Source organism: Pseudomonas sp. AC242 (assembly GCF_979258655.1).
Map to the genome: position 1 here is coordinate 4286348 of NZ_OZ409873.1, position 23369 is coordinate 4309716.

The window sequence follows — 23369 nt, forward strand, 5'->3', positions numbered from 1 at the left end:
ACACAGGGCCTTTCTGTAGGAGTGAGCCTGCTCGCGATAGCGTCTTCACATTCAACACTGCGGTGACTGACTCACCGCTATCGCGAGCAGGCTCACTCCTACAGAGGGCCCTTCATGGGCTCATTGAACGGTCGGCAGGTAGCGGCAACAATCGATTAAAAGTCATACTAGCCATGTCCTCACGTCATACCTTGGATCCACATGAAACGACTGCCCCCCCTGCCCGCCCTGCATACGTTTCTGATCACCGCGCAGTGCTGCAACTTCACCCGGGCCGCCGAGCAGTTGCACATCACCCAGGGCGCGGTGAGCCGGCAGATCGCCGGACTGGAAGATCATCTGGGGTATGAATTGTTCATCCGCCTGGCCCGAGGGCTGGAGCTGACGGCTGAAGGAAGGGAATGGTTGCCGCGAGTGGAGAAGGTTTTCGGTCTGATCACTGAGGCCACCGAGCAGATCGGTCTCAAGCGCGAAACCCTGCAACTCAAGGCCCCCAGTTGTGTGATGCGCTGGCTGGTGCCACGCCTGCTGCAATGGCAAAAGGAACGCCCGGATGTGCCGGTCAAACTGACCACCACCCTGGCCCATGGCGTGGACTTTCAGCGCGAGCAATTTGACGCGGCGGTGATCTATGGAACGCCGCCGGACAACTCCTCGACTGCCCTGCACCTGTTCGATGAGCAACTGACCCCGGTCTGTTCACCGGCACTGTTGAAAGGCCCGCCAGCGTTGTTCGAGCCGGCGGATCTGCAACAGCACTTGTTGCTGCATCCGACTTCCGACACTCAGGACTGGAAGGTCTGGCTGACAGCGGCCGAGTTGCAATTGAACAACGTGAACCTGGGCCAGCATTTCGAAACGCTGGATCAGGCGATGTCGATGGCGTCGCATGGCACGGGGGTGGCGATTGGAGACTGGTCGTTGATTGGTGATGACTTGCGCGCGGGACGGCTGGTGATGCCGTTTGCGTTGAAGGTGAAGACGGGGCTGGCGTATTACGTGGTGGTGCCTGCGGGAACCGAGCCTTCGCCGCAGTTGGAGGAATTGATGATCTGGCTGGTTGAGCAGGCGCATTTGCGGTGAGGCTATTTCCCCTCACCCTAACCCTCCCGAAACGTCGGACCGCCCAGAGGGAGAGGGGACTGATTAGGGGATGCTCTAGAAATACGCCGACGTGAAATTACTGCGTTGAATCCATAATCGACTCGATCACTCAGGTCGATGTACAACGCCAGACACCTCACCCCAGCCCTCTCCCTCGGGAGAGGGCTGGGGTGAGGGGCAAGGATTCACTCAGTACCCGACGGTAAACCGCTGACGCGAATGCTTCGGCGTTTCCACCTCGTCGATCAACGCAATCGCGTAATCAGCAAAAGTGATCCAGCTACGCCCTTCAGCGCTCACCAGCAAGTGATCCTGGCCGACACGGAAACTCCCCGTGCGCTCACCTTCAACAAACTCCGCCGACGGCGACAGAAAGGTCCAGTCCAGCGTTTGCTCCTGACGCAACGCCTCAAGAAACGCCGCACCGGCACTGGCTTCAGCTTTGTACTCCGCCGGAAAACCCGCACTGTCGATCACCCGAGTGTCGTCCGGCAGCAACAACGAACCAGCACCGCCGACCACCAGCAAGCGCTGCACGCCCGCCTGCTTCACTGGTTCGACAATCGCCGCCGCAGGGACGGTGGCGAAATGCGCGGCGGTGATCACCACATCATGACCGGCCACCACGTCTTGCAGCGCTGCGGAATCCAGCACATCGACATTCTTGCTGACCACACCGGCGCGGGCGCCGATCTTCGAGGTGTCGCGGGCGATAGCGGTCACGCTATGGCCACGACGCAGGGCTTCTTCCAGCAATTGGCTACCGGCGCGGCCGGTGGCACCAATGATTGCGATCTTGCTCATGACATTCTCCAGTTGGCTTGAGAGTGCTGCGTTTTTCAGAATCGGCTTACCACTGCATTTCGCCCTTGGCGACTTTCGCGCTCAGCTCCAGCGAGCTTTCCTCACCCAGTTTCGGGTAGCGTTTTTTCATCGCCTTGATCAGTGCGGTGGAGTCTTTGGCCTTGGCGGTTTCCGCGTCGAACGCCTTAATGTAGTCGGCGGTGAATTTCACGCTGGCCAGCGAACGGCTGCTGTTGCCGAGGTAATGGCCTGGCACCACGGTGTTCGGCTTGAGGGTTTCGATCGCGTGCAATGTTTCCAGCCAATCGGCGTGGGATTGCGCGCTCTGGGTATCGGCCATCCATACGTGAATGTTCTCGGCAACGACGACGCCACCGACCACGGCCTTGAGCGACGGAATCCACACAAAGCTGCGATCCGGCTGTTTGCCCTCAAGGCCGACCACCTGCAACTTCTGCCCTTCGAGCATCAGGCTGTCGCCCTTGAGCACGCCCGGTACGATGGTTTTCGCCGGAACGTCGGCGCCCATTTTCGGCCCCCAGAAGGCCAGTTTGCCGGCGACGGTTTGGTTGATGTGATCAACCGTCGGCTGCGAGGCCACTACCTTGGCTTCCGGGAATGCTTTAGTCAGGGTATCGAGACCGAAGTAGTAATCCGGGTCACCGTGGCTGATGTAGATAGTGGTCAGGTGTTTGCCGCTGGCGCGGATCTTTTCCACGACCTGTTCAGCCTGGGATTTGCCGAACTGGGCATCGACGAGGATCGCGTCTTTCTCGCCGCTGACCAGTACCGAGGTCACCGGGAAAATCGCATTTGTACCTGGGTTATAGACGTCGAGGGTCAGGTTGGCAGCCGCGGCATGCGCGGCGAAACCCAGGGAAGCGGTGGCGAGCAGAACGCGTTTGAGTGTGGTGAAGCCGATCATCTGTTGCTCCGGTGTCCGAATGCCGTGTTTGGCGATGGAACAGAGCTTAGTTGCCTGACTCAGTACAAAAAATGCGATGCTTGAACATAGTTTGTTTCTGAAAGCGGGCAAATCATGGATCGTCTCCAAGCAATGCGGGTGTTTGTCACCGTGGTGGATCTGGGCAGCCAGTCGGCCGCAGCCGATCATCTGGACCTGTCGCGGCCGGTGGTTTCACGTTATCTGGCGGAGCTTGAGGACTGGGTCGGCGCACGTCTGATGCACCGCACCACGCGCAAGTTGAGCCTGACCGCTGCCGGCAGTGAAATTCTGCCGCGTTGCCGACAGATGATCGAACTGTCGACCGACATGCAGGCCGCCGTCAGCGAACCCCACGACGCACCGCGCGGGCTGCTAAGGATCAGCGTCAGTACCTCGTTTGGCCAGGCACAACTGGCCGATGCCGTAGCCGCTTACGTCAAACGCTACCCCGGAGTCAGCATCGACCTGCAAATGCTCGATCGCACGGTGAATCTGGTGGATGAGCGCATCGATCTGGCGATTCGTACCAGTAACGATCTCGATCCCAACCTGATTGCCCGACGCCTGACCGTTTGTCGTTCGGTGGTCTGCGCCACGCCGGCGTATCTGCAAGAACAGCCGGCGCCTCTGCGGGTCGAGGAACTGAGTCGACACAACTGCCTGACGCACTCGTATTTCGGCAAAAGCCTGTGGCATTTCGAGGAGGATGGCGAACCGGTTTCGGTGCCGGTGCAGGGTAATATCAGCGCCAACGAAGCCAGTACGTTATTGCGCGCAACATTGGCTGGCGCAGGGGTGGCGATGCTGCCGACCTATCAGGCCGGGGTGCATATTCACAGCGGTGAACTGGTGCGACTGCTGCCCCATGCGGAGCCGCGACAGATGAGCATCTACGCTGTATATGCCTCGCGCAAACACATGCCGGCGGCGCTGCGCAGCATGCTGGATTTTCTGGTGCTCAGATTTCCCGAAAACCCCGAATGGGATATCGGACTGTAAACCCGATCCACTGTGGCTATCGATATGCTGAATGGCCAGTTACAAGCTCAAGCGCACTCGCTGGCAACTCCCCACCGCTGACCTATGCTGAAAGTAATACCGCAGGGTATGTCGTTCAGAGGTCTACGCCATGAACATCAAAACAAGAAGGTACGTCGCGATTTTCATCACCTGCGCCGCCACGCTGGCGCTGTACGGCACCGCTGCCTGGCGGGTCGAACAGCTGCGACAGTTGCCGCGCGAGTACGCGAGCTGCAACTTCGAGCGCTGTATTCCACACAATGCCACGCTGAACGCATTGCGCTGAGCCTGAGGTTGACTCATTACCTGTGGGAGCTGGCTTGCCAGCTCCCACAGGTTTTTGCGGCGTTTATGAGATTAATGCTCGGCCTTCAGGCTGTCGCGGAAAGCCTTTGGCGATATCCCCACCCGCCGCCGAAACAGCCGCGTGAAGTTGGTCGGATCGGAAAAACCCAACAACTCCGACATCTCGTAAATCGTCATGCTGGTGTAGGTCAGCAAGCGCTTGGCCTCCAGCAACTGCCGTTCATGCATGATCTGCAAGGCCGGTTGCCCCGCCAGTTCTCGACACGTGCCATTGAGGTGCGACACCGAAATCCCCAGGCGATGCGCCAGGTCCTCGACCTTCACGTGCTGGCGGTAAGTCTCCTCCACCAACTGTATGAAGCCATTGAGGTATTCGCGCTGACGTTGCGGCCGCTGACTGGCTTTGTGCCGCACGATTGCCTGACGGCTGACCCAGACCATGATCACGCTGACCAGCGAATGCATGAGCATTTCCCGCGCCGGTTGGTGGCCGTTGTACTCGGCCTGCAGCGCCGAGAACAGACTGTTGAGGTAATCGCCGTCGTGGCCGGCCGGATAGTGTTCTGCGCTGGCCAGCGCATGTACCGAATCGCCCAGTTGCGCCTGCAAGTGGTTGATCAGCGGTGTGGCGAGGGTAACGATGAACCCTTCGACGTCTTCGGAAAAACGAAAGCCGTGCACCGACAGCGGTGGCAGCACTTGAATGGCCGGGGTTTGGAGTTGCGTGCGTTGCCCTTCGATCTCAAGCTCTGCCTGACCTTTGAAGACGAAGAGTAATTGGCACAAATCAGCATGGCGGTGGGGTTTGATTTCCCACTCATGTTCGCGACTGCGGGAGGAAATGGTTTCACAGTGCAGCAAGTCAGGGGTCGGCCAGTCCAGGCTTTCACCGTAGAGCTTGAACACTGGAATCGAAGGCAGCTCAGGCTTGTTCATCACTTCAATCCAGGCCTCGGGGTTGTGGGCGATAATCGCACCGATTGGCAGAATGTACAGGTATCGGCTCAGTTTTCACCTTCAATTGACAGACCCGCAAGGGAAAAATGCAAGCACTCGATCCATAAAAATCATTCACCGGTCTTGGCCGCGTGAAGCTTGCGAGTCATAAAAACAATGAAAACGCTGAAAACCCAAGTCGCCATTATTGGCGCCGGTCCGTCCGGACTGCTCCTCGGCCAGTTGTTGCACAACGCTGGCATCGACACCCTCATTCTTGAACGTCAGACCCCCGATTACGTGCTCGGGCGCATCCGCGCCGGTGTGCTCGAAAAGGGCATGGTAGAGCTGTTGCGTCAGGCTGGCGTGAGTCGGCGGATGGACGCCGAAGGACTGGTGCATGGCGGTTTCGATCTGGCGCTGGACGGGCGTCAGGTGCACATCGATCTGCACGCGCTGACCGGCGGCAAGACGGTGATGATCTACGGCCAGACCGAAGTGACTCGCGACCTGATGGCCGCTCGTCGGGAGGCTGGCGCGCCGACGATTTACCAGGCGCGCGATGTCGTTCCTCACGGCATGAAAAGCGATGAAGCTTTTGTCACCTTTGAAAAGGACGGTGAAATCTTTCGCGTCGATTGCGATTACATCGCCGGTTGCGACGGTTTCCACGGCGTCGCGCGGCAGTCGATTCCGGCCGATAGTCTGAAAGTCTTCGAGCGGGTTTATCCGTTTGGCTGGCTGGGGATTCTGGCTGACACGCCGCCGGTGCATGACGAGTTGGTCTACGCCCGCCACGAACGCGGCTTTGCCTTGTGCAGCATGCGTTCGGCAGCGCGCACTCGTTATTACCTGCAAGTACCGGCGGATGAAAACGTCGATGACTGGAGCGATCAGCGCTTTTGGGATGAATTGAAAAATCGTCTGCCAGTAGAGCTTGCCGAGAAACTGGTTACCGGCCCTTCGATCGAAAAAAGCATCGCGCCTCTGCGCAGTTTTGTCGTGGAGCCGATGCAATACGGGCGGATGTTTCTAGTCGGTGACGCCGCGCACATCGTCCCGCCCACTGGCGCCAAGGGTTTGAATCTGGCGGCGAGTGACGTCAGCACGCTGTTCAATATTCTGCTGAAGGTTTACCGCGACGGGCGCACCGATCTGCTCGAGAAGTACTCGGAAATCTGCCTGCGCCGCGTCTGGAAAGCGGAACGTTTTTCCTGGTGGATGACCTCGATGCTGCACCGTTTCGATGATCACGACGCTTTCAGCCAGCGCATCAGCGCCTCGGAACTGGACTACTTTGTCAGTTCAGAAGCGGGGCGAAAAACCATTGCAGAAAATTACGTCGGACTTCCTTACGAGGCTATCGAATAGCCTGCTACCGACTTACACTGGCGAGCATCCCCGCTCGCCTGACGATCTGCGGGACTCTCACTGCCCGCAGGTTTTGCCCGTGACCAATCTCAATCACCCCGAAACGCCCAAACCGGCCATTCGCAGCGTGCTGGTCGCGCTGATGATGGCGATCTTTCTCGGCGCGCTGGACCAGACCATCGTCGCCGTGTCGATGCCGGCCATCTCTGCTCAGTTCAAGGATGTCAGCCTGCTCGCCTGGGTGATTTCCGGGTACATGGTCGCGATGACGGTGGCGGTGCCGATCTACGGCAAGCTCGGGGACTTGTACGGACGGCGCAAACTGATGCTGTTCGGCATGGGCCTGTTCACCCTCGCCTCGCTGTTTTGTGGCATGGCGCAGAGCATGGAGCAACTGGTGCTGGCGCGAATCCTTCAGGGCATCGGCGCCGGCGGGATGATCTCGGTGAGTCAGGCGATCATCGGCGACATCGTGCCGCCGCGTGAGCGTGGGCGTTATCAGGGTTACTTCAGCAGTATGTACGCGGTGGCCAGTGTCGCCGGCCCGGTACTCGGTGGTTACATGACCGAGTACCTGTCATGGCGCTGGGTATTTCTGATCAACCTGCCGCTGGGCCTCGGTGCCTGGTGGGTGGCGCGGCGCAACTTGCGCGGACTGCCGATTCCCCAGCGCAAACCAATCATCGACTACCTCGGCACCGTGCTGATGATCATCGGCCTCACTGCCCTGCTGCTGGGCATTACTCAGGTTGGTCAGGGTCATTCGTGGCGCAGCGGTGAAGTGCTTGGCCTGTTCGCTTGTGCGGTGGTGGTGTTGGCGGTGTTTGTCTGGCATGAGCGTCGGACCAAGGAACCGTTGCTGCCGATGCACCTGTTCGCCAACCGCAACGCCCTGCTGTGCTGGTGCACGATTTTCTTTACCAGTTTCCAGGCGATTTCGCTCATCGTGCTGATGCCGCTGCGCTTTCAGAGCGTCACCGGTGCCGGGGCTGACAGCGCCGCTTTGCACTTGTTGCCGTTGGCAATGGGGTTGCCGATTGGTGCATTTTTCGCTGGCCGGCGCACGTCGATCACCGGGCGATACAAACCACAGATTCTGAGCGGCGCTCTGCTGATGCCGATCGCGATTCTCGGCATGGCATTCAGCCCACCGGAGGCGACGCTGCTCAGCGCACTGTTCATGTTGCTCTGTGGTATTTCCAGCGGCATGCAGTTCCCAACCTCGTTGGTCGGTACACAAAATTCGGTGCAACAACGCGACATCGGCGTAGCCACCAGCACCACCAACCTGTTTCGCTCTCTCGGCGGCGCAGTGGGCGTGGCGTTGATGTCGGCACTGTTGCTGGCGTTGCTGCAGGATTCGAATTTCGCCCATCTGGCGAGCAGTTCGCTGATGAGCGAAGGGCATTCGGGCAACGTTCTGCTCGATGGTTTGAACGCCGCGCCGGGGGATGCGCAGAACGCCTTGCGCGCAGAACTGCTGGTGACGTTTAGGCATTTGTTGTGGGTGAGTGCGGCGGTGTCGTTGCTGGGTTTGGCGGCGGCGATTGCGATGCCCAACAACCTGCTGCGCGGACGCGAACACGGCGCCAAATAACTTTCTCCCCTTGATCATTCCCACGCTCTGCGTGGGAATGCCTGCAACGGACGCTCTGCGTTCGGCTTTGGATGGGACGCAGAGCGTCCCGGGCTGCATTCCCACGCGGAGCGTGGGAACGATCATCCTTCAAGGGCTGTAGTAACCCACGGCGACAAGGAAATGCCCGGCCTTCTTCAGGTAGGCATGCTTGTCCTCGACCTTGCCGGTTACCGGGTTTTTCCAGCGGTATTCATATTCACCCTCATCCTGCTTGCCGATCAGCGCCAGAATCGGCTCGCCCACCGGTTTGCCTTCCGGATCCTTGACCTTGCCGAAGTCGGTGTTGATCAAGCGCAGATTAGTGCCGTGGGCGACGTAGCGCTGGGTGTTCAGATCGACCACAAACACGTACAAGTCATCCTGCAAATAGCCGCCCTTGAGCGAGTTGATCGCCGTCAGCGTGGCCTTCTCGTCTTTGCCCAGATCAGTCGCCGCTTTGTCGAGCAATGCCTTGGCCTGCGCCGGTGACGCTCGCGGCAAGTAGTAACCGACCGCCAGAATTCGCTGACCAATGCGCTGGTAATACACATGCTTGCGCTCGACCTTGCCGTCCGACCAGTTCTGCCAACGGTATTCGGCCTGCTGAATGCCATTACCTTCCGGCACTTTCAACGCGTCCTTGAAGGTTTTCTGCAAATCCGGGCCGAGTACTTCGCTGACGTCCCGACCGATCAACGCCGACGAAGGTCCGCCACTGGCAAGCATCACGCCCTTGGTATCGACCACGAATACATAGCGATCCTTATCGACAAACTCGCCCTGACGGCTGAACGCGGCGAACGCCTTGTCGCCGTTGTCGTGGTAATAGGCCAGGGCTTTTTCCAGCAAGGCGATGGCGGCCTGACTGTCATCCTTGGCGGTCGTGGCGGCGCTGGCCTGGCCGAAACCGGCCAGTAACATCACGCCGAGCCAGGCCACTTTATGCAAAAACCCCATAGCGCATCCCTCGTTCTTGTTGGTGTTTCAAGAGCGTAGACGGCTTGGGGTGATGTATGGATATTCAGACGGTTTCTGAACGTGTCGCGGATACGCTGGTGAGGCAAGCCCCACCAGCGTTGTTCAGGCCTTACGGGCGGGCGTTGATCTGCTGCTGCAAATTCTGAATCTGCGCCTGAAGGGTGTTGATGTTGCGGGTCATCTGCCCACGGAAGGCGTCGAACTCGGCGGTATTGCCGCCACCCTGCGGTGCCGCCGGGCGATTGTCCTGTTCGCTTTTGAGCACGACGATTTCCTGCTCAAGACGATCGATCGCCGCGCTTGGATTGCCCTGCTTTTTCAGTGCAGCAATATCGGCGCCAAGGCTTTTGAACTGTGCATCGAAGGCCTTCAACTGCGTGTCGACCTTGCTGGTGTCGGCCGGTGTGCTTTTCAGCGTCGCCAGTTCCGCAGTCAAGGCTTTGACCTGCGCTTGCAACTGGGTGTTGGCGTTCTGCTGTTCGGTGGTCTGCGCGGTCATCTGTGCCAGGCGTTTGTCCAGATCGCTGGCCTGCCCCGCTACGCCTTGCTGCTGTTTGCTCTGATCGAGCAGCTTGCCTTCGAGCTGTTTGATTTGCAGCTTGAGGGCTTCGCTGTCGCTGGTGACGTTGGACTGGCTGGCGACGACCTTACCGGAAATGTCCTGCAGACGTCCGGCCGCTTCTTCGCTGATCCGCGCAAAGCTTTCCTGGGTCGCGACCAGTTGCTGCTCCATCAGCGAAATCTGCTGAAAGCTCCACCAAGCCAGACCGACGAAGGCGAAAAACAATGCGCCGACCAAGGCCCACAACGGCCCGGTGCTCGCGGCTTTGACCTTGACCACCGGTGGCGTGCGCGAGTGCACGGAGGTGCGGGCGGTGGTTGGAATGTCATCGTCGTCGAAGGTGTCGGCACGCAGGCTCGGGACATCATCGAAATCGTCGTGGGCATCATTACGCATGGACATTGAGGCAACCTTTGTGAAACGCGGTGATGGCTAAATGCTGCGAAGTATAACCGCCGCAACCGCAGGGATTGACCCCCAAGCGGCTACACGGTTCATTGCCGCCCGGCCGAATCGTTTCAACGGATGTCCTGAGCTTTCCACCACGCACAGAACTCATCCAGCGCCGACCACAGGCTGACTTTCGGATCGTAGTCCAGATAATGCCGGGCGCGGCTGATGTCGAGGGTGAAATTTTTTTTCATCACCTGCATGCCCAGGCGAGACAGGGTTGGCTCCGGACGTCCGGGCCAGAGCTTGCACGCCCCTTCGTTGAGCGCCGCGACGCTGTAGGCCAGACCATACGAACGGTACTTGGTGACCTGCGGCACCTCCATCTTGCGCATCACGTAATTGACCACATCCCACAACGGCACCGGCGCGCCGTTGCTGATGTTGTAGGCCTTGCCCAGCGCGGAACCGGCGGCCAGCAAACTGCTGAGCAGCGCTTCGTTGAGGTTGTGCACACTGGTGAAATCGACCTTGTTCAGGCCATTGCCGATGATCGCCAGGCGGCCCTTGCGCTGCATGTTGAGCAGGCGCGGGAAGATGCTCATGTCGCCGGCGCCGGTGACGAAACGCGGGCGCAGGGCGATGGTTTCCAGGCCGAATTCCTGCGCGCCAAAGACCTTTTGTTCGGCCAGGTACTTGGTTGCGGCGTAGTGATGTTTGAAGCGCTTGGGCACTTGCTCTTCGGTCAGGTTGAAATGATCGCGGCCATCGAAATAGATCGATGGCGACGACAGATGCACCAGACGCCGGACGCGCTGCTTCAGACAGGCTTCGACGACGTTTTCGGTGACCTGCACGTTACCTTGATGGAATTCTTGATAGCGTCCCCACAGTCCAACAGCGCCAGCGCAGTGCACCACGGCTTCAACATCGGAACACAGCTCACGAACCAGATCGGCATCGGTCAGATCGCCGGGGACAAACTCGGCACCACGGCGCACCAGATGCTCGACGCTCTCGGCCCGGCGACCGTTGACCCGCACGTCCAGGCCCTGCTCCAGGGCGAAACGCGCAAAGCGTCCGCCAATGAAGCCGCTTGCGCCGGTGACCAGAATTTTCATGCAAAGCTCCAATGAAACCAGCTGCGAGCTTCAAGCTTCGAGCTGCAAAATTAAAACAGTGTGCAAGCGCTTTAACTTGCCGCTTGCAGCTTGACGCTCATGGCTGCTTCCAGGGCACCAGCCATTGCGCCGATGAACGCACCAATTGCTCGGTCAGCAAACCCAGCAGCTGACCGCCATTGCGCCAATGATGCCAGTACAAGGGCACGTCGATCGGTTTATCTGGCAACAGTTCGCGCAATAACCCGCGTTGCAATTGTTCGCGCACTTGCAGTTCCGGCACCAGGCCCCAGCCCAGTCCGACTTCGGTCAGGCGGATAAAACCTTCCGAGGATGGGCACAAATGGTGTTCGAATCCGCCATCCACGCCCAGCGAAGCGAGATAGCGATGCTGGAGAAAATCGTCAGGCCCGAACACCAGCGCCGGGGTGCGCGGCAATTGTTCGGCGCGTACGCCATCAGGGAAATGCCGTTCGATGAACACCGGGCTGGCCAGCGCGCGATAACGCATGGCGCCGAGCAACACACTGCGCGCACCGGCCACCGGCCGTTCGCTGGCGCAAAGGCACGCGGCGACTTCGCCGGCGCGCATGCGTTTGAGGCCGACGGTCTGGTCTTCGACGATCAGATCGAGCAGCAAATGTTGTTCGGCACAAAAATCGCCTACCGCTTCGGCCCACCAGGTGGCGAGGCTGTCGGCATTCAACGCGATGCGCAGACGTTCCGGCAGGCCCTCTTCATCCAGCGCCGGGACCAGCGTTTGCAGGTCGCGTTCAAGCAAACGTACCTGTTGCACATGGTTGAGCAGGCGCCGGCCAATTTCGGTCGGTGACGGTGGCGTCCCGCGAATCAGCACCGGTTGGCCGACCCGCGCTTCGAGCAGCTTGATCCGCTGCGAAATCGCCGATTGCGACAATCCGAGCACCTGCGCGGCCCGTTCAAAACCGGCCTGCTCGACCACGGCGGCCAGAGCAGAAAGCAATTTATAGTCGAACATCAGTTTTCCTAATGAGCGATCAGCACTATTGGTTTTTCTTATACAGGTTTCGACCGGAGAATAGCCAGCAAGCACTCTTTCTCAAGGACCACACTGATGGCTGGCGAAACTTCACTCTCGACGTTGTTGCGCAGCATGAGCCCGCAACTCAACGCCGGCGAATACGTGTTCTGCACCCTGCGCGACGGTGTGTTGCCGAGCGGTCTGGAGATTGTCGGCAGCTTCCGTGAAAAGGAAGGCCTGACCGTGATTCTGCAACGCGCCCATGCCGAACAGGCCGGCTTCAGCTTCGGCTATGTCGCCGCGTGGATCACCTTGAACGTGCATTCGGCGCTGGAAGCCGTTGGCCTCACCGCCGCGTTTGCCCCAGCACTGGGCAAGGCCGGGATCAGTTGCAACGTGATCGCCGGTTACTACCACGACCATTTGTTTGTCGGCCAGGCCGACGCCGAACGCGCCATGCAAGTGCTGCGCGATCTCGCAGCCAACGCGGAGTAAATCTCATGTGGCAAAGCTATGTGAACGGCCTGCTGGTGGCGTTCGGGCTGATCATGGCGATCGGCACGCAGAACGCGTTTGTATTGGCGCAAAGCCTGCGACGTGAACATCATTTGCCGGTGGCGGCGCTGTGCGTGGTGTGTGATGCACTGCTGGTGGCGGCCGGGGTGTTCGGGCTGGCGACAGTTCTGGCGCAAAACCCGACGCTGTTGGCGATCGCCCGCTGGGGTGGTGCGACGTTTTTGATCTGGTACGGCAGCCAGGCGTTGCGCCGGGCCTGTTCGAAACAGAGCCTGGAGCAGGGTGAGAACCAGACGGTGCGTTCGCTGCGGGCGGTGATGCTCAGCGCTTTGGCGGTCACGCTGCTCAACCCGCACGTTTATCTGGATACGGTGTTGTTGATTGGCTCGCTCGGCGCACAGCAATCAGTGCCAGGGGCTTATGTAGTGGGGGCGGCGAGCGCTTCGCTGCTGTGGTTTTTCACCTTGGCGCTGGGTGCGGCATGGCTGGCGCCGTGGCTGGCACGTCCGAGTACCTGGCGGATCCTTGATCTGGTAGTGGCGTTGATGATGTTCACGGTTGCCGGGCAACTAGTTCTCGCGAGCTGATTTATTCCAAACAGCTCTGGAACCTCTATCCCACACAGTTGTTGCGTGGTTATGCCGCAACCCCGGTGCTATGATCGAAACCCTGCGCCGCAAAGAGTAAAAACTCGCCGGTGCATTTCTGGCCGCCCGTGATCGGCCTTGCGCTCACCGCAACAGACCTGATTAGGAGAATCATCATGGCTTTCGAATTGCCGCCGCTGCCTTACGCACACGATGCCCTGCAGCCGCACATTTCCAAGGAAACCCTGGAATACCACCACGACAAGCACCACAACACCTATGTCGTGAACCTGAACAACCTGGTGCCAGGCACCGAGTTCGAAGGCAAGACCCTGGAAGAAATCGTCAAGACTTCCTCGGGCGGTATCTTCAACAACGCCGCTCAGGTCTGGAACCACACTTTCTACTGGAACTGCCTGGCGCCAAACGCCGGCGGTCAACCAACCGGCGCGCTGGCTGAAGCCATCAACGCAGCCTTCGGTTCGTTCGACAAGTTCAAGGAAGAGTTCAGCAAAACCTCGATCGGCACCTTCGGTTCCGGCTGGGGCTGGCTGGTGAAAAAGGCTGACGGTTCCCTGGCCCTGGCCAGCACCATCGGCGCCGGCAACCCGCTGACCAGCGGCGACACCCCGCTGCTGACCTGCGACGTCTGGGAACACGCTTACTACATCGACTACCGCAACGTTCGTCCGAAGTATGTCGAAGCGTTCTGGAACCTGGTCAACTGGAAGTTCGTTGCTGAGCAGTTCGAAGGCAAAACCTTCACCGCTTAAGCTGCGCGCCAGTCAAAAACCCGGCTTTTGCCGGGTTTTTTTATGCCCGGATAGACCCCGTACGATGATCGTTCCCACGCTCCGCGTGGGCATGCAGCCCGTGACGCTCCGCGTCACTGGACGCAGAGCGTCCCTAGAGGCATTCCCACGCTGAGCATGGGAACGATCAATAGCGTTCTTCTCACGCTGAAAGCGGTCTGCCGCTGCTTGCCGCCGTGCCACAGCGGACTACCATCAAAAAGAGGAAAAAATGCTGCGAACCGCTCAAGTTGAGGGCCGAAACTACCGACACAGTACAAATAGGGCTAATACTCCAAACAGCAGCATTTCGGCCAAGGCCACGGGCAAATCATCCCCGGTCTGATTGTCCCTTTGACTGCAAACACGGGATTGCCAATACTCATGGCAACTTGACGCTACCCGCACGGAACAAGGAATAACCCTTTGAAGCTGGAACTCAAGAACAGCTTGTCGGTGAAGTTGCTCCGGGTCGTGCTCCTGTCGGCATTGATCGTCGGCGTAGTCTTGAGCTGCGCGCAGATCGTTTTCGATGCCTATAAAACCCGTCAGGCCGTTGCCGGCGACGCCGAACGCATCCTCGACATGTTCCGCGACCCGTCGACCCAGGCCGTTTACAGCCTGGACCGGGAGATGGGCATGCAGGTGATCGAAGGCCTGTTCCAGGACGATGCCGTGCGTCAGGCCTCCATCGGCCATCCCAACGAAGCCATGCTCGCGCAGAAATCCCGCGACCTGCAGCAGTCCAACAGCCGCTGGCTGACCGACCTTATCCTCGGCCAGGAGCGCACCTTTACCACGCAGTTGGTGGGGCGTGGCCCGTACAGTGAGTATTACGGCGACCTGAGCATCACCCTCGATACCGCCACCTATGGCGAAGGCTTTATCGTCAGTTCAGTAATCATCTTCATCTCCGGCGTGTTGCGCGCACTGGCGATGGGTCTGGTGCTGTACCTGGTCTATCACTGGCTGCTGACCAAACCGCTGTCGCGGATCATCGAGCACCTCACCGAGATCAACCCGGATCGCCCCAGCGAGCACAAGATCCCGCAGCTCAAGGGCCACGAAAAAAACGAACTGGGCATCTGGATCAACACCGCCAATCAGTTGCTTGAGTCGATCGAGCGCAACACCCATCTGCGCCACGAAGCCGAAAACAGTCTGCTGCGCATGGCCCAATACGACTTCCTCACCGGTCTGCCGAACCGCCAGCAATTACAGCAGCAACTGGACAAGATTCTGGTCGACGCCGGCAAGCTGCAACGTCGGGTCGCAGTGTTGTGCGTGGGGCTGGACGATTTCAAAGGCATCAACGAGCAGTTCAGCTACCAGACCGGCGACCAATTGTTGCTGGCTCTGGCCGATCGCTTGCGTGCCCACAGCGGCCGCCTCGGCGCCCTCGCCCGCCTGGGTGGTGACCAGTTTGCGCTGGTACAGGCCGACATCGAACAACCTTACGAAGCAGCGGAACTGGCGCAAAGCATCCTTGATGATCTGGAAGCGGCGTTCGCCCTCGACCATCAGGAAATCCGCCTGCGCGCGACCATCGGCATCACCCTGTTCCCGGAGGATGGCGACAGCACCGAGAAGCTGTTGCAGAAGGCCGAACAGACCATGACCCTGGCCAAAACCCGCTCGCGCAACCGTTATCAGTTTTACATCGCCAGCGTCGACAGCGAGATGCGTCGTCGCCGCGAGCTGGAAAAAGACCTGCGCGATGCCCTGTTGCGCGATCAGTTCTATCTGGTTTATCAGCCGCAGATCAGCTATCGCGATCACCGCGTGGTCGGCGTTGAAGCACTGATTCGCTGGCAGCATCCGGAACACGGTCTGGTGCCGCCGGACCTTTTCATTCCGCTGGCCGAGCAGAACGGCACGATCATCGCCATTGGCGAATGGGTACTGGATCAGGCCTGCAAGCAATTGCGCGAATGGCACGATCAGGGTTTCGCCGACCTGCGCATGGCCGTTAACCTGTCCACCGTGCAGCTGCACCACGCCGAGCTGCCGCGAGTGGTGAACAACCTGTTGCAGATGTACCGCCTGCCGCCGCGCAGCCTGGAGCTGGAAGTCACCGAAACCGGCCTGATGGAAGACATCAGCACCGCCGCCCAACATTTGCTCAGCCTGCGTCGCTCCGGCGCGTTGATCGCCATCGATGACTTCGGCACCGGTTATTCATCGCTCAGTTATCTGAAAAGTCTGCCGCTGGACAAGATCAAGATCGACAAGAGCTTCGTGCAGGATCTGCTGGATGACGACGATGATGCGACCATCGTTCGCGCGATCATTCAACTGGGCAAGAGTCTGGGCATGCAGGTGATTGCCGAGGGCGTGGAAACGGCCGAGCAGGAAAGCTACATCATTTCCGAAGGCTGCCACGAAGGTCAGGGCTATCACTACAGCAAGCCATTGCCGGCACGCGAGCTGGGTGCCTATCTCAAGCAAGCGCAACGCACTAACGCGGCCATTCTCTAGCAGATCAAAAGATCGCAGCCTTCGGCAGCTCCTACATTTGAAATGCGTTCCCCTGTAAGAGCTGCCGAAGGCTCGGGCCGCGATCGGACGATCTTTTGATCTGCGTAAATAAGAAATATTTCCAGCCACAACCCTTTACACATAATGCGAAAGATTTGCATTATGTCGCAGTTTTGCGCACCCCCAGCGCGAGTCCACTCAACTATCGAAGCAGGATGTTCGCCATGATTCGTATGCCTCTGGCTACCGCCAGTCTGCTGGCCATCGCTATTTCCCTCGCCGGTTGCGGCGAAGGTAAAGACAAAGCCGCCGCTCCGGCCGCACCGACGCCAGCCGCCAGCACCACCGCACCTGCGGCGGCGCCTGCCGCTGCCGGTAAAGTCGACGAAGCCGCCGCCAAGGCTGTGGTCGCGCACTACGCCGACATGGTCTTCGCCGTTTACAGCGATGCCGAATCCACCGCGAAAACCCTGCAGACCGCTGTCGATGCTTTCCTCGCCAAGCCGAACGCCGACACCCTGAAAGCCGCCAAGGCTGCCTGGGTCGCCGCGCGCGTTCCGTACCTGCAGAGTGAAGTGTTCCGCTTCGGCAACACCATCATCGACGATTGGGAAGGTCAGGTTAACGCCTGGCCACTGGACGAGGGTCTGATCGACTACGTCGACAAATCCTACGAGCACGCACTGGGTAACCCGGGCGCTACCGCCAACATCATCGCCAACACCGAAGTTCAGGTCGGCGAAGACAAGGTCGACGTCAAAGACATCACCCCGGAAAAACTCGCCAGCCTCAACGAGCTGGGCGGTTCCGAAGCCAACGTTGCCACTGGCTACCACGCCATCGAATTCCTGCTCTGGGGCCAGGACCTGAACGGTACCGGCCCTGGCGCTGGCAACCGTCCGGCCTCCGACTACCTGGAAGGCGCCGGCGCTACTGGCGGTCACAACGATCGTCGTCGCGCCTACCTGAAGTCGGTGACTCAACTGCTGGTCAGCGATCTGGAAGAAATGGTCGGTAACTGGAAGCCGAACGTGGCTGACAACTACCGCGCCACCCTCGAAGCCGAGCCGGGCGAAACCGGTCTGCGCAAAATGCTCTTCGGCATGGGCAGCCTGTCCCTGGGCGAACTGGCGGGCGAGCGCATGAAGGTGTCCCTGGAAGCCAACTCCCCTGAAGACGAGCAGGATTGCTTCAGCGACAACACCCACAACTCGCACTTCTACGATGCCAAAGGCATTCGTAACGTGTATTTGGGCGAGTACACCCGTGTTGACGGCACCAAGATGACCGGCGCCAGCCTGTCGTCGCTGGTGGCCAAGGCCGACCCGGCTGCCGACACCGCACTGAAAGCCGATCTGGCCGCTACCGAAGCCAAGATCCAGGTCATGGTCGATCACGCCAACAAGGGTGAGCACTACGACCAGTTGATCGCTGCGGGTAACACCGCTGGCAACCAGATTGTTCGCGACGCCATCGCGTCTCTGGTCAAGCAGACCGGTTCGATCGAAGCCGCTGCCGGCAAGCTGGGCATCAGCGACCTGAACCCGGACAACGCTGATCACGAGTTCTGATCAACAGCGTCTGCGTCAAAAAAAGGCGACCTTCGGGTCGCCTTTTTCATGCCTGCTTTCTGTGGTGATGCTGATGGCCCCATCGCTGGCAAGCCAGCTCCCACAGGGATTGCTGGTGTACACAGATATTGCGAACGCCGCTGTACCTGTGGGAGCTGGCTTGCCAGCGATGGCCGCACCTCGGTCTCGAGTGAAACCCTGCGTCATATCAAGCAAACGATAATTCCTCTTATTCAAACTCCTTCGCCCTGTTAGACTTTGCGCCTTTGTTTTCGCCCGTCCGCAGGATGTCTGATGCCCTCGCTGCCTCTTCGCTTGTCCGCACTGTTGCTGGCCCTGGGCCTGAGTGCCTGTGATGACGCCCCGCGTTTCACCAAGGCCGAGCCCGGTGAAGCACGCTCGGGCGGTGCCGCGACCGTGCGCAAGACCGATCAGAATGCGTTCTCCCTGCCCTCGGCCAACCTGCCGCCGTCACGGCGAGTGGATTTCAGCGTCGGCAACAGCTTCTTCCGCAGCCCGTGGGTGATCGCCCCGTCGACCACCACCGCCCGCGATGGTCTTGGGCCGCTGTTCAATACCAATGCCTGTCAGGGCTGCCACATCAAGGACGGGCGCGGTCATCCGCCGCCACCGGATGCACCTAACGCGGTGTCCATGCTCGTGCGCCTGTCGATTCCCGATACACCGGAATTTGCCAAAGTCATTGAACAGGTCGGCGTGGTGCCGGAGCCGGTGTACGGCGGTCAGTTTCAGGACATGGCCGTGCCCGGCGTCGCTCCCGAGGGCAAAGTCCGCGTTACCTACACGCCAGTGCCTGTACGCTTCAAGGACGGCACCGAAGTCGAACTGCGTAAACCGGTGTTGCAGATTACCCAACTCGGCTACGGCCCGATGCACCCGGACACGCGTTTCTCGGCCCGCGTTGCCCCGCCGATGATTGGGCTGGGCCTGCTCGAAGCGATCCCCGAAGATGCGATTCTGGCCAATGCCGCCGCGCAAGCCAAAGACAACAAAGGCATCAGCGGCCGTCCCAACCAGGTCTGGGATGACGCTTTGCAGAAGACCGTCATGGGCAGATTTGGCTGGAAAGCCGGGCAACCGACCCTCAATCAACAGAATGTTCACGCGTTTTCCGGTGACATGGGCCTCACGACCAGCCTGCGCCCCTTCGATGACTGCACCGACGCGCAAACGGCCTGCAAACAGGCACCGAACGGCAACGGCCCGGACGGCGAGCCGGAAGTCAGCGACAACATCCTGCGCCTGGTGTTGTTCTACAGCCGCAATCTCGCTGTGCCGGCACGCCGTGGCGTCAACGATGCAGAAGTGCTGGCCGGCAAGAACCTGTTTTTCCAGGCCGGCTGCGATTCCTGCCACATGCCGAAATACACCACCGCCGCCAACGCCGCCGAACCTGAACTGGCCAATCAAGTGATTCGCCCGTACAGCGATCTGCTGCTGCATGACATGGGCGACGGTCTGGCCGACAACCGCACGGAATTCCAGGCCTCCGGCCGCGACTGGCGCACGCCGCCGTTGTGGGGGATTGGCCTGACGCAAGCAGTCAGTGGCCACACGCAGTTTTTGCATGACGGTCGCGCACGCAATCTGCTCGAAGCGGTGCTATGGCATGGCGGCGAAGCGCAAGCGGCGCAGCAACAGGTTTTGTCTTTCAATGCCGAGCAGCGCGCTGCGTTGCTGGCTTTTTTGAACTCACTTTAAACACTGATAAAGAATCGGGAGCCCGACATGTTCCGTCCCAAGCTACTGTTCACCAGCCTTGCCGCGCTCGCCCTCGGCGCCTGCTCGCCGCAGGATCCGCAAGCGGTCACCTCGGCGGCCATCGCCAAATCGGTGATCCTGCCGACCTACACCCGTTGGGTCGAGGCCGACAAGCAACTGGCGGTCAGCGCCCTCGCCTACTGCCAGGGCAAAGAAACCCTGGAGACCGCCCGCGCCGACTTCCTCCATGCACAGAAGGCCTGGGCCGAGCTGCAACCGCTGCTGATCGGCCCGCTGGCCGAGGGCAACCGTTCGTGGCAGGTGCAGTTCTGGCCGGACAAGAAGAACCTCGTCGGCCGTCAGGTCGAGCAACTGGTCGTCGCCCAGCCGCAGATCGATGCCGCCGCACTCGCCAAATCGAGCGTGGTGGTACAAGGCCTGTCGGCTTACGAGTACATCCTGTTCGACGCCAAGCCTGACGTCGCCAACGCCGAGCAGAAAGCCAAGTACTGCCCACTGCTGATCGCCATCGGCGAGCGTCAGAAGCAGCTGGCCGAAGAGATTCTGCAGAACTGGAACAACACCGACGGCATGCTTGCGCAGATGACCAAGTTCCCGAACCAGCGCTACGCCGATTCCCACGAAGCGATCGCCGATCTGCTGCGTGTGCAAGTCACCGCGCTGGACACCCTGAAGAAAAAACTCGGCACGCCAATGGGCCGCCAGAGCAAGGGCGTACCACAACCATTCCAGGCCGATGCATGGCGCAGCCAGTCTTCGCTGACCGCACTGGAAGCCAGCCTCGCGGCGGCGAAAACCGTTTGGGAAGGCGTCGACAACAAAGGCCTGCGTGGTCTGTTGCCGGCTGAGCAAAAGCCACTGGCCGACAAGATCGATGCTGCTTACGCCGCTTCGCTGAAACTGTTCGACAGCACCCAGCGTTCGCTCGGCGAAATGCTTGAAGACGACGCCGGTCGTCAGCAACTGAACGACATCTACGACAGCCTCAACGTCGTCCATCGCCTGCACGAAGGCGAACTGGCCAAGGCGCTGGGCATCCAACTGGGCTTCAACGCCAACGACGGTGACTGATGAGGGCAAGTGCCATGCTGCGACGTCAGGTTCTGACTTTAGCTAGTACGCTGCTGGGAGCAGTGACGCTGGGCGGCTGGACGCTGTTCAAACGCAAGGATCAGAGCCCGCTGTTGCTGTCGGCGCGCGACGACACCGACGGCAAGCATTACGCCGTCGGCTATCGGCTGGATGGCACGCGCGTATTCGCCACCGAAGTCGGCCAGCGTTGCCACGACATCATCAACCACCCGACGCAGCCGATTGCGCTGTTTGTCGCCCGTCGTCCGGGCACCGAGAGCTATCTGATCGACCTGCGCGACGGTAAATTGCTGCAGACGGTGACCTCGCAGCCGAACCGGCACTTCTACGGCCACGCTGTGGTGCACAAGGACGGCGAATACCTGTACGCCACCGAAAACGACACCACCGATCCCGGTCGCGGCTTGCTCGGCGTGTACAAGTTCGAAGGCGAGCGGCTGGTGCACACGGGAGAGATTTCCACCCACGGTCTCGGCCCGCATCAGGTGTCGTGGATGCCCGACGGCGAGACGCTGGTGGTGGCCAATGGCGGGATTCGTACCGAGGCGGAAAGCCGCGTCGACATGAACCTCAACGCCATGGAGCCGAGCCTGGTGCTGATGCAGCGCGATGGCACCCTGCTGAGCAAGGAAACCCTCGCCCAGCAGATGAACAGCGTGCGCCATCTGGGCATCGCCAGCGACGGCACCATCGTTGCCGGTCAGCAATTCATGGGCGCGTCGCATGAGCGTTCGGAACTGTTGGCGATCAAGCGGCCGGGGCAGCCGTTCGTGGCGTTCCCGGTGCCGGAGCATCAGTTGCAATCGATGGGGCATTACACGGCCAGCGTCGCAGTGCACAGTGATTTGCGTCTGGTTGCGTTGACGGCGCCGCGTGGCAACCGCTTCTTTATCTGGGATCTGGACAGCGGCGAAGTACGCCTTGATGCACCATTGCCCGATTGCGCCGGTGTCGGTGCGGTGAAGGACGGTTTTGTCGTGACCTCCGGGCAAGGGCGTTGCCGTTACTACGATTGCCGCCAGGATGAGCTGTTGGCCAAGCCGCTGGAATTGCCGGCGGGGCTCTGGGACAACCATCTGCATCTGATGGCCTGAAACAGCCTTAACAGATCGCAGCCTGCGGCAGCTCCTACATTGGAATGCATTCCCCTGTAGGAGCTGCCGCAGGCTGCGATCTTTTGCCCCCCCCTGTAAGAACTGCCAGTTGGAATCCCCCCTGTACTCGGAGTAATGTGCCCGCCTGTCTCACCTGATTTATCCAAGGAACTGGAAATATGCTGCGTCGCCGCATGCTGATCATGTTGGGTGTTGTTTTGCTGATCGTCCTGGTGCTGGGCGGGTATAAAGCCTTTTCGATCTACACGATGATCCAGGGCTTTTCCAAGCCGAAACCGCCGATCAGCGTCGCCGTGGCCAACGCCAGCGAGCAGCCGTGGCAGCTGCGCCTGCCCACCGTCGGCACGCTGAAGGCGCTGCAAGGTGTCGAGCTGAGCCTGGAGGTCGCCGGCACCGTCACCGAACTCAAGTTTGAATCCGGACAGAAGGTCAAGGCCGGACAGCCGTTGCTGCAACTCGACAGCGCCGTTGAAACCGCCCTGCTGGAAACCGCCAAGGCTGATCTCGGTCTGGCGCAACTGGACTTCGGCCGTGGCGCGCAACTGGTCGACAGTCGCGCCATCTCCAAAGGCGAGTACGACCGCCTCTCTGCCGTTCTGCAAAAGAACAAGGCCACGGTCAACCAGCTCAACGCCTCGCTGGCAAAAAAACGCATCCTCGCGCCGTTCAGCGGCACCATCGGCATCCGTCAGGTCGACGTCGGCGACTACCTCGCCAGCGGCACCAAAATTGCGACGTTGCAGGATTTGAGCAGCCTCTACGCCGACTTCTATCTGCCCGAGCAATCGGTGCCGAAACTGGCCATCGGTCAACCGGTGCAGATCTCGGTCTCTGCTTACCCGGGGCAAAACTTCGCCGGCAAGATCAGCGCGATCAACCCGATCGTCGAAAGCACTACGCGCAACATTCTGATCCGCGCCACTTTGGCCAACCCCGACGGCAAACTGCTGCCGGGGATGTTTACCAGCCTCGAAGTGCTGCTGCCCGATCCGCAAAAACATATCGTGGTGCCGGAAAGTGCGATCACTTACACCCTCTACGGCAACTCGATCTACGTGGTCGGGCAGAAGAAAGCCGAGGACGGTAGTGTCGAAAAGGATGACAAGGGTCAACCGGTGCTGATCGCCGAACGCCGCTTCATCGAAACTGGTGAGCGCCGCGATGGCCTGGTGATGATCAACAAGGGCGTGCAGAGCGGCGAACAAGTGGTGACGGCTGGCCAGATCAAACTGGACAACGGTGCCCACATCGCCATCAGCGACGACAAGACCCTCGGCGAGCAGAACAGTCCGCCCCGCGCCGACTGATCAAGGAATTCCC

General features: G+C 59.9%; 21 protein-coding genes. 14 read left to right on the forward strand and 7 right to left on the reverse strand.

Annotated elements, in window-relative coordinates:
* The first annotated feature begins 201 nt into the window (after positions 1–201).
* Complete coding sequence (locus ACZZ0A_RS19190; RefSeq protein ID WP_007912629.1) at positions 202–1083, forward strand: LysR substrate-binding domain-containing protein; 882 nt, start codon at positions 202–204, stop codon at positions 1081–1083.
* Positions 1084–1293: 210 nt separating this feature from the next.
* On the opposite strand, the gene ACZZ0A_RS19195 is transcribed toward ACZZ0A_RS19190, so the two are convergent.
* A complete protein-coding gene (locus tag ACZZ0A_RS19195; RefSeq protein WP_007912631.1) occupies positions 1294–1908 on the reverse strand; it encodes an NAD(P)-dependent oxidoreductase in 615 nt (204 codons plus the stop codon).
* Between the two features lie 46 nt (positions 1909–1954).
* Positions 1955–2833 carry an MBL fold metallo-hydrolase gene (locus ACZZ0A_RS19200; RefSeq protein WP_007912632.1) on the reverse strand — a complete coding sequence of 293 codons (879 nt, stop codon included), beginning with the start codon at positions 2831–2833 and terminating at the stop codon, positions 1955–1957.
* 114 nt (positions 2834–2947) lie between these two features.
* Between ACZZ0A_RS19200 and ACZZ0A_RS19205 the strand changes: the two genes are divergently transcribed.
* Together ACZZ0A_RS19205 and ACZZ0A_RS19210 are read left to right on the forward strand one after the other, a co-directional pair.
* A complete protein-coding gene (locus ACZZ0A_RS19205) occupies positions 2948–3853 on the forward strand; it encodes a LysR family transcriptional regulator (RefSeq protein WP_463543600.1) in 906 nt (301 codons plus the stop codon).
* Positions 3854–3983: 130 nt separating this feature from the next.
* On the forward strand, positions 3984–4160 hold the full coding sequence (locus tag ACZZ0A_RS19210) for a hypothetical protein (RefSeq protein WP_007912636.1): 177 nt from the start codon (positions 3984–3986) through the stop codon (positions 4158–4160).
* Between the two features lie 71 nt (positions 4161–4231).
* On the opposite strand, the gene ACZZ0A_RS19215 is transcribed toward ACZZ0A_RS19210, so the two are convergent.
* On the reverse strand, positions 4232–5116 hold the full coding sequence (locus ACZZ0A_RS19215; protein ID WP_095112312.1) for a helix-turn-helix domain-containing protein: 885 nt from the start codon (positions 5114–5116) through the stop codon (positions 4232–4234).
* Positions 5117–5302: 186 nt separating this feature from the next.
* Between ACZZ0A_RS19215 and pobA the strand changes: the two genes are divergently transcribed.
* Both pobA and ACZZ0A_RS19225 read left to right on the forward strand, forming a co-directional pair.
* Complete coding sequence (gene pobA, locus ACZZ0A_RS19220; RefSeq protein ID WP_463544106.1) at positions 5303–6487, forward strand: 4-hydroxybenzoate 3-monooxygenase; 1185 nt, start codon at positions 5303–5305, stop codon at positions 6485–6487.
* A gap of 79 nt (positions 6488–6566) precedes the next feature.
* On the forward strand, positions 6567–8084 hold the full coding sequence (locus tag ACZZ0A_RS19225) for an MDR family MFS transporter (protein WP_463543601.1): 1518 nt from the start codon (positions 6567–6569) through the stop codon (positions 8082–8084).
* A gap of 129 nt (positions 8085–8213) precedes the next feature.
* Here ACZZ0A_RS19225 and ACZZ0A_RS19230 read toward each other — a convergent pair whose 3' ends face one another.
* From ACZZ0A_RS19230 to ACZZ0A_RS19245, 4 genes are all read right to left on the reverse strand, one after another.
* Complete coding sequence (locus ACZZ0A_RS19230) at positions 8214–9062, reverse strand: cache domain-containing protein (protein ID WP_414917074.1); 849 nt, start codon at positions 9060–9062, stop codon at positions 8214–8216.
* A 130-nt stretch (positions 9063–9192) separates the two neighbouring features.
* Positions 9193–10047, reverse strand: a complete 855-nt coding sequence (locus ACZZ0A_RS19235) for a hypothetical protein (RefSeq protein ID WP_007918924.1) — start codon at positions 10045–10047, stop codon at positions 9193–9195.
* A gap of 116 nt (positions 10048–10163) precedes the next feature.
* Positions 10164–11156, reverse strand: coding sequence for an NAD-dependent epimerase/dehydratase family protein (locus ACZZ0A_RS19240; RefSeq protein WP_007918926.1), 993 nt, complete (start codon positions 11154–11156; stop codon positions 10164–10166).
* A 97-nt stretch (positions 11157–11253) separates the two neighbouring features.
* Positions 11254–12153: a LysR family transcriptional regulator ArgP gene (locus ACZZ0A_RS19245; RefSeq protein ID WP_463543602.1), complete on the reverse strand. Its 900-nt coding sequence runs from the start codon at positions 12151–12153 to the stop codon at positions 11254–11256.
* A gap of 96 nt (positions 12154–12249) precedes the next feature.
* On the opposite strand from ACZZ0A_RS19245, the gene ACZZ0A_RS19250 reads away from it, so the two are divergent.
* The 9 genes from ACZZ0A_RS19250 (at position 12250) to ACZZ0A_RS19290 (ending at position 23356) form a co-directional block, all read left to right on the forward strand.
* Positions 12250–12651: an ACT domain-containing protein gene (locus tag ACZZ0A_RS19250; protein ID WP_463543603.1), complete on the forward strand. Its 402-nt coding sequence runs from the start codon at positions 12250–12252 to the stop codon at positions 12649–12651.
* Positions 12652–12656: 5 nt separating this feature from the next.
* On the forward strand, positions 12657–13259 hold the full coding sequence (locus ACZZ0A_RS19255) for a LysE/ArgO family amino acid transporter (protein ID WP_007918932.1): 603 nt from the start codon (positions 12657–12659) through the stop codon (positions 13257–13259).
* 176 nt (positions 13260–13435) lie between these two features.
* The gene (locus ACZZ0A_RS19260) at positions 13436–14032 is read left to right on the forward strand and encodes a superoxide dismutase (protein ID WP_007918933.1); all 597 of its coding nucleotides are present in this window, start codon (positions 13436–13438) and stop codon (positions 14030–14032) included.
* A gap of 444 nt (positions 14033–14476) precedes the next feature.
* Positions 14477–16528 (forward strand): putative bifunctional diguanylate cyclase/phosphodiesterase, encoded by a 2052-nt coding sequence (locus ACZZ0A_RS19265; protein WP_007918934.1) that lies wholly within the window; start codon positions 14477–14479, stop codon positions 16526–16528.
* A gap of 224 nt (positions 16529–16752) precedes the next feature.
* Entirely contained in the window at positions 16753–18099 is a 1347-nt protein-coding gene (locus tag ACZZ0A_RS19270; RefSeq protein ID WP_007918935.1) for an imelysin family protein, read from the forward strand.
* A gap of 294 nt (positions 18100–18393) precedes the next feature.
* Entirely contained in the window at positions 18394–19821 is a 1428-nt protein-coding gene (locus ACZZ0A_RS19275; protein WP_463543604.1) for a di-heme oxidoreductase family protein, read from the forward strand.
* Positions 19822–19848: 27 nt separating this feature from the next.
* Complete coding sequence (locus ACZZ0A_RS19280) at positions 19849–20913, forward strand: imelysin family protein (RefSeq protein ID WP_007916589.1); 1065 nt, start codon at positions 19849–19851, stop codon at positions 20911–20913.
* Between the two features lie 14 nt (positions 20914–20927).
* Positions 20928–22028, forward strand: a complete 1101-nt coding sequence (locus tag ACZZ0A_RS19285) for a DUF1513 domain-containing protein (RefSeq protein ID WP_463543605.1) — start codon at positions 20928–20930, stop codon at positions 22026–22028.
* A gap of 179 nt (positions 22029–22207) precedes the next feature.
* Positions 22208–23356 carry an efflux RND transporter periplasmic adaptor subunit gene (locus tag ACZZ0A_RS19290; RefSeq protein ID WP_007916593.1) on the forward strand — a complete coding sequence of 383 codons (1149 nt, stop codon included), beginning with the start codon at positions 22208–22210 and terminating at the stop codon, positions 23354–23356.
* Positions 23357–23369: the final 13 nt, after the last annotated feature.

Coding starts and splice junctions, on each gene's coding strand:
- ACZZ0A_RS19190 (WP_007912629.1), top strand. CDS start 202: ATGAAACGACTGCCCCCCCTGCCCGCCCTGCATACGTTTCTGATCACC.
- ACZZ0A_RS19270 (WP_007918935.1), top strand. CDS start 16,753: ATGATTCGTATGCCTCTGGCTACCGCCAGTCTGCTGGCCATCGCTATT.
- ACZZ0A_RS19215 (WP_095112312.1), bottom strand. CDS start 5,116: ATGAACAAGCCTGAGCTGCCTTCGATTCCAGTGTTCAAGCTCTACGGT.
- ACZZ0A_RS19245 (WP_463543602.1), bottom strand. CDS start 12,153: ATGTTCGACTATAAATTGCTTTCTGCTCTGGCCGCCGTGGTCGAGCAG.
- ACZZ0A_RS19250 (WP_463543603.1), top strand. CDS start 12,250: ATGGCTGGCGAAACTTCACTCTCGACGTTGTTGCGCAGCATGAGCCCG.
- ACZZ0A_RS19230 (WP_414917074.1), bottom strand. CDS start 9,062: ATGGGGTTTTTGCATAAAGTGGCCTGGCTCGGCGTGATGTTACTGGCC.
- ACZZ0A_RS19240 (WP_007918926.1), bottom strand. CDS start 11,156: ATGAAAATTCTGGTCACCGGCGCAAGCGGCTTCATTGGCGGACGCTTT.
- ACZZ0A_RS19285 (WP_463543605.1), top strand. CDS start 20,928: ATGCTGCGACGTCAGGTTCTGACTTTAGCTAGTACGCTGCTGGGAGCA.
- ACZZ0A_RS19275 (WP_463543604.1), top strand. CDS start 18,394: ATGCCCTCGCTGCCTCTTCGCTTGTCCGCACTGTTGCTGGCCCTGGGC.
- ACZZ0A_RS19210 (WP_007912636.1), top strand. CDS start 3,984: ATGAACATCAAAACAAGAAGGTACGTCGCGATTTTCATCACCTGCGCC.
- ACZZ0A_RS19255 (WP_007918932.1), top strand. CDS start 12,657: ATGTGGCAAAGCTATGTGAACGGCCTGCTGGTGGCGTTCGGGCTGATC.
- ACZZ0A_RS19200 (WP_007912632.1), bottom strand. CDS start 2,833: ATGATCGGCTTCACCACACTCAAACGCGTTCTGCTCGCCACCGCTTCC.
- ACZZ0A_RS19195 (WP_007912631.1), bottom strand. CDS start 1,908: ATGAGCAAGATCGCAATCATTGGTGCCACCGGCCGCGCCGGTAGCCAA.
- ACZZ0A_RS19260 (WP_007918933.1), top strand. CDS start 13,436: ATGGCTTTCGAATTGCCGCCGCTGCCTTACGCACACGATGCCCTGCAG.
- ACZZ0A_RS19290 (WP_007916593.1), top strand. CDS start 22,208: ATGCTGCGTCGCCGCATGCTGATCATGTTGGGTGTTGTTTTGCTGATC.
- ACZZ0A_RS19235 (WP_007918924.1), bottom strand. CDS start 10,047: ATGTCCATGCGTAATGATGCCCACGACGATTTCGATGATGTCCCGAGC.
- ACZZ0A_RS19205 (WP_463543600.1), top strand. CDS start 2,948: ATGGATCGTCTCCAAGCAATGCGGGTGTTTGTCACCGTGGTGGATCTG.
- ACZZ0A_RS19280 (WP_007916589.1), top strand. CDS start 19,849: ATGTTCCGTCCCAAGCTACTGTTCACCAGCCTTGCCGCGCTCGCCCTC.